General features: G+C 37.7%; 12 protein-coding genes and 2 pseudogenes. 2 read left to right on the top strand and 12 right to left on the bottom strand.

Annotation, left to right across the window (positions count from 1 at the left end):
* Both AB1630_10300 and AB1630_10295 read left to right on the top strand, forming a co-directional pair.
* Positions 1-279: hypothetical protein (locus AB1630_10300; GenBank protein ID MEW6104179.1), on the top strand; the 279-nt coding region annotated here is incomplete at its 5' end.
* A 46-nt stretch (positions 280-325) separates the two neighbouring features.
* Positions 326-649, top strand: a complete 324-nt coding sequence (locus AB1630_10295) for a hypothetical protein (protein MEW6104178.1) — start codon at positions 326-328, stop codon at positions 647-649.
* A 357-nt stretch (positions 650-1,006) separates the two neighbouring features.
* On the opposite strand, the gene AB1630_10290 is transcribed toward AB1630_10295, so the two are convergent.
* The 12 genes and pseudogenes from AB1630_10290 to AB1630_10235 form a co-directional block, all read right to left on the bottom strand.
* Positions 1,007-1,225: a hypothetical protein gene (locus AB1630_10290; protein ID MEW6104177.1), complete on the bottom strand. Its 219-nt coding sequence runs from the start codon at positions 1,223-1,225 to the stop codon at positions 1,007-1,009.
* A gap of 196 nt (positions 1,226-1,421) precedes the next feature.
* Positions 1,422-1,613: a hypothetical protein gene (locus tag AB1630_10285; GenBank protein ID MEW6104176.1), complete on the bottom strand. Its 192-nt coding sequence runs from the start codon at positions 1,611-1,613 to the stop codon at positions 1,422-1,424.
* An 83-nt stretch (positions 1,614-1,696) separates the two neighbouring features.
* Positions 1,697-1,828, bottom strand: a complete 132-nt coding sequence (locus AB1630_10280) for a hypothetical protein (protein ID MEW6104175.1) — start codon at positions 1,826-1,828, stop codon at positions 1,697-1,699.
* Between the two features lie 47 nt (positions 1,829-1,875).
* A complete protein-coding gene (locus AB1630_10275; protein MEW6104174.1) occupies positions 1,876-2,091 on the bottom strand; it encodes a DUF2283 domain-containing protein in 216 nt (71 codons plus the stop codon).
* A 275-nt stretch (positions 2,092-2,366) separates the two neighbouring features.
* Positions 2,367-2,513, bottom strand: a complete 147-nt coding sequence (locus tag AB1630_10270) for a hypothetical protein (GenBank protein ID MEW6104173.1) — start codon at positions 2,511-2,513, stop codon at positions 2,367-2,369.
* A gap of 221 nt (positions 2,514-2,734) precedes the next feature.
* Positions 2,735-3,028 carry an SEC-C metal-binding domain-containing protein gene (locus AB1630_10265; GenBank protein MEW6104172.1) on the bottom strand — a complete coding sequence of 98 codons (294 nt, stop codon included), beginning with the start codon at positions 3,026-3,028 and terminating at the stop codon, positions 2,735-2,737.
* A complete protein-coding gene (locus AB1630_10260) occupies positions 3,021-3,281 on the bottom strand; it encodes a hypothetical protein (GenBank protein ID MEW6104171.1) in 261 nt (86 codons plus the stop codon). The genes AB1630_10265 and AB1630_10260 overlap by 8 nt, the downstream gene beginning before the upstream one ends.
* Positions 3,268-3,540, bottom strand: coding sequence for a BrnT family toxin (locus AB1630_10255; GenBank protein ID MEW6104170.1), 273 nt, complete (start codon positions 3,538-3,540; stop codon positions 3,268-3,270). Before AB1630_10255 ends, AB1630_10260 begins: the two co-directional genes overlap by 14 nt.
* A gap of 172 nt (positions 3,541-3,712) precedes the next feature.
* A complete protein-coding gene (locus AB1630_10250; protein ID MEW6104169.1) occupies positions 3,713-3,907 on the bottom strand; it encodes a hypothetical protein in 195 nt (64 codons plus the stop codon).
* A 119-nt stretch (positions 3,908-4,026) separates the two neighbouring features.
* A pseudogene (locus AB1630_10245) lies at positions 4,027-4,180 on the bottom strand (hypothetical protein).
* A 42-nt stretch (positions 4,181-4,222) separates the two neighbouring features.
* Positions 4,223-4,531 (bottom strand): annotated as a pseudogene (locus AB1630_10240) (DUF3795 domain-containing protein).
* Between the two features lie 40 nt (positions 4,532-4,571).
* On the bottom strand, positions 4,572-4,733 hold the full coding sequence (locus AB1630_10235) for a hypothetical protein (GenBank protein MEW6104168.1): 162 nt from the start codon (positions 4,731-4,733) through the stop codon (positions 4,572-4,574).
* Between the last annotated feature and the right edge of the window lie 127 nt (positions 4,734-4,860).

The raw sequence follows: 4,860 nt of genomic DNA, 5'->3' as shown, positions 1-4,860 counted from the left end.
GGTGAACCTATGATTATTATCGGCAATTTAGAGGATTTACTTAAGGAGGAATTTGAATCTTGCAAATTCCTGTGCTGTCCAGAGTGCAGTTCTCCCTTTGTCACACATTATGGATGCTACCAACAGAAAGGAAAGGATTACAAGTTTTCTGGAATCCTCTGTTTGGACGAAGTTTTCTTTACTAACTGCGGTAAGAAGGTATGTGGTCTGATGGCCATTGATCCAGAAGGGCCTTACCTTGTAGGTTTCAAAAGAAGAGGCCAAGAAAGAGGCAATTAGAGAAGTATCGGGCAAAGAGAAGGAAGAGGCAAGAGAACTCTATGATATGATGATAGGAATGGATAAAGAGAAGATAGCAAGAAAGGTAGAAGAACCTGTCCGCAAGTTGTTAGATTCGCTCTTTGTTCCTGATAGATATTGGGCAAAAAGGATATTTGAAGGTCTGAAGGATAAGCCTTGGCTCTATGAAAATACACCTTTTGAAGGACACATAAGGTTCATTTTTCAAAACTGGAAAAGGATAACCGCCCATTACTTAGACCCAAGGATTCCATCAACCAACAATGCCTGTGAAAACTTTGCAGGATTCTTTAGAAGGCATCAGTATGGCAAGGGATTAAGGTCAAAAGAGAAAGACCAATCAGGTTGAAAAAATTGATAGGAATAGCTTTAAGAAAAAATAGGAATTGGATAGAGAATATTCTTAAATAGGGTTGCAGCATAGAAGTTAGAGTTTCAAGATTTGTTAATAGAAGTGAAATAGTGAAGTTCTACTTAAAAACCCTGTCAATAACCCCAATTTTGCAGATTGTTACTTTCAAAGATTAGTGGTTATGTAAATTTGATTGATATTTTTAGGTTTTTTAATTTTGAGCTTTCTTGTTATATCACAAAAGCCCATGGAAATGGAAGTTTATACTAAACCTTTACATTTTTTGCACCAAAGCCTCTTTTGCTCCCAATAAAGTACCAGATTAAAATATGGGTATCCAGGATATAGCTCATTTCAGACCTTTAGATTTCTAAAGAGTGATTGTTTTGCCTCTTCAATCGCCTCTTCGGTAATATCTCCCCCTTTAATACTTCCATAAAGAGAGGGTTTTGTTTTCTTTGTTTGTGGCTTAAAAACCCGAATAAAATCCCTTTTTAAAAACTCTAATTTCCTCTCCATATTATCAACCCTGCTTAAAACACTCCTTCTGGTCAATATAGTCTTTCTTGTCATTTTTGTCATCACCCTCTAAATATTTTATAATCCAACTCTATTTTGAGTAAGGATTTCAACATTTTTGATATAAACACCTCAATACAAAAATCAAAAATACAAACAAAACTTAAAACCATTAAACTCTGTGCCTTTGCCGCTTTATATTGCTTACCTCCCATGGCAATGCTTGTATTTCTTCCCGCTTCCACAGGCGCTAGGGTTGGTTTCTCCCTATTTTCTTTTGGGGTTCAGTGGGAAGGCTTGCTCTGGTAATTATCTGCCTTGGTCTTTCCTTTACTGGAGCAAGAGAAACCTTAAATAAATGCTCGACAATTTCTTCTTTCATATGATAAACAAGCTCTTCAAACATCCTGAATGCCTCAATCGTAAAAAATTCAAAACTCAAAGCGCAAAATAACAACTCAAAATTGCTTCGCGATACTTCGTATTCCAAAACTATTATTAACCATAAGTTTTGCGTTTTGCATTTTACATTTCTTCTCCCTGCCTGACACACCTTCCCCTTAATTGATTATCAATCCTTCTTGCCTTATGGCGTTCGCTTCCAAATAATATGAAAACACCGAGCTTTAGCACCTCTCTTCCTGTCTGGGCAACAATCTATAAGCCAAATAAAAGTGCAAAATGCCATAGCCAGATATGCTCTGTTAGGCGATTTGGCTTTTAACAAGACTGACCGAAAGAGGTTTTTCTCTCAATGCACTCACTTTTAGGATGGAAAAACCAATAACTTTTCCTTCCTCATCCACTTTTTCCATTACTGCATCGTTTTCTGTCTCCTTGAAGTACCCTGCTTTTCTCTCAAAAAGGACTTCAAGGTAGTCCCCTTCCGTGTCATACCAAATTTTTACTTCTTTTCCCATAATATCTCACCCCTTTTTATCGTATCTGTAAAATATGCCGTTATAATAAACAAATCACCCACTAATAGTTTAACTAATATTTCTCACTGACAGGAGTAACATTGTAATACCGATAAAATAGTTCAACCTCCGAATCCGTGCTTGATTTGACAATTATATCAGGATTTAACAAGGTGTTCTGTATTTTGTCAATCTGCCCCGACATTTCTGGATGGTCTGCTTCAATATGCCCTTGCCTTTCATCGGTTAATCGAACCTGCCTACTATGAATGTCTTTAAACCATTTCATTCATATTTACCTTTTCCTTTCTTGCCATTTTGCCTAATGTTCTGCGTGTTTGCGAAGTGCCAAAGGCATTTTGAGTAAGCGGAGCGAACTGCAAACACGCTGTTAGACGAAGAATGCCAAAATTTACCTGCATTCTTCCTAGGCAATTATTCCCCTTCAGGAATTTTGACATCCTCAGCCATAGGCGGAAGTGGCGAGTATCCAGCGAACCTTAAGATAATTCTATCAAATGGTCTTAAGCCTGTCAATCACAGAAACTCAAAACTTAAAACTCAAAACTAAAACTTTGGTTATATTTTTATTGAATCTTTACCACAATTTTGCATTTTGCATTTTGCATTTTGCATTTTTATTTCACCTCCCATGGCAATGCTTATACTTCTTCCCGCTTCCACAGGAACAGGGTTGGTTTTTGCCAATTTTCTTGTGGAGTTCAGTGGGAAGGCTTGCTCTGGTAATTATCTGCCTTGGTCTTTCCCTTACCGGAGCAAGAGAAACCTTAAATAAATGCTCGACAATTTCTTCTTTCATATGATAAACAAGCTCTTCAAACATCCTGAATGCCTCAATCTTGTATTCCACCAAAGGGTCTCTTTGACCATATGCTCTTAAATGAATACTTTCCCTTAAGCTGTCTAAATTATGCAAATGGTCTTTTCAGCTTTTTTACACGTCCGCTTGAGCGTCTTGTTAGGCCCATGGCTTTCTGTGCAATATTTATTAGAGAGCGAAGGGCCTCATTCACGGATTCTTCGGTGGGGAAGGCTTTAGCTACATCAGGGTTCAAAAGGACAAGGTTAGTTCCCTTTTGATAAGAAGAAAAATATTTGCCTCTGATGCCCTTACCAAGCTCCTCACGGTGATACTCTGGACGCAGTTCTTCAGATTTAGTCTTCTTCATAGATTTTTCTTTCCTTGCGGGTCATAAGACGCGCACTGATAATCCTTGTTTTATCTCCCCGGTCTGTATGTGAGACAACAAGAAATCGTTTATGCCTTGAAAGTCCGAAAGTAATGTATCGATGTTCATTCTCTGAATGATCAGGATCTAAAAAGGTTACAGCCAAGGGGTCTCCAAAAACTGTTGTAGCTTCTTGAAAACTAACCCCATGCTTTTCTTCATTCGCAACAGCCTTTTTCGGGTCCCATTCAAATTCCATTTCTGCTGTTTCTTAAACTATATAAATAATTTTATCACCCTGTCTTAAGCCTGTCAAGAATTGAAAAGCTCAAGACTATTTATAAATCCTTACCTCAATTTTGCATTTTGAATTTTGAATTTTTATTTACCTCCCATGGCAATGCTTATACTTCTTCCCACTTCCACAGGCGCTAGGGTTGGTTTCTGCCTATTTTCTTTTGGGGTTCATCTGGAAGGCTTAGTCTTCTGGTAATTGCTGGCTTTGGTCTTTCCTTTACAGGAGCAAGGGAAACCCTGAATAAATTACCTACAATCTCTTCCTTCATATGGTATATAAGCTCCTCAAACATCCTGAATGCCTCAATCGTAAAAAATTCAAAACTCAAAGCGCAAAATAACAACTCAAAATTGCTTCGCGATACTTCGTATTCCAAAACTATTATCAACCATAAGTTTTGCGTTTTGCATTTTACATTTCTTCTCCCTGCCTGGCACACCTTCCCCTTAATTGATTATCAATCCTTCTTGCCTCATGGCGCTTAAGTTCCTATAATATGGAGACCACCAAGGCTTATTACCTCTTCTTGTTCTCCCTTACTTGGTGGATTTCCTCCTAATATTATATCCGTTCCCCTTCCTGCCATATTTGTGGCTATTGAACCATACCCTTCCTTCCTGCCTTAAGCAACAATCTTAAGCCTTTATTTAGCGGCTTTCTCTTCAAGCCACTTTTCTGTTCCAATCTCCTTTCTCTTCACAAGCTCATTTTGTCTTGTAAGAACAAACTTCTTTGCCTCTTCTTCACTTAGGGATGGATCGTAAAAGTTTGAGAATGTTCCACAAGGTAAATCATCACATAGTCCACAATGCTCCAATTGCTTCTTGTTGATACAGCAATCGTATAATGGACAAACCTCAACCTTCATTTGAGCTGTCCAGAATGGCTTGCCTTTCACATTGCCGCATCCTTGGCATAAATTCTTGTAGTATTCACAAGTACCACAATAGAACCCACATACAGGTGCTAAATTTTTTTATCTAGCATTATTTTCACCTCCTTTGTTTTTTAACTTTTTCTTTCCTTTTTATAAGCGTCCTTGCAACTAATGAGCCAAGCCTTTTTGCTTCTTCTAAGCTCTTTGGATTCTTTTCAACTCCTCCCTTGGCATCAACACTAAAAACCTTATTTTCAGACCCTCTTACTAAATACATTCTAGTGCCCTGTCCGATAAAAGAGGTATAATAACTTGACATTACAATAAAATCTTGCTATAATAATATTATGGCAAGAAAATCTGTAAGAATTGAATTAAATCAGGAAGAAAGGAAAGAGATAGAA

Source organism: bacterium, from assembly GCA_040753555.1.
Lineage (GTDB): Bacteria > UBA9089 > UBA9088 > UBA9088 > UBA9088 > JBFLYE01.
The sequence above is the reverse complement of the archived record's forward strand: the minus strand, read 5'-3'. Positions and strand labels throughout refer to the sequence as shown.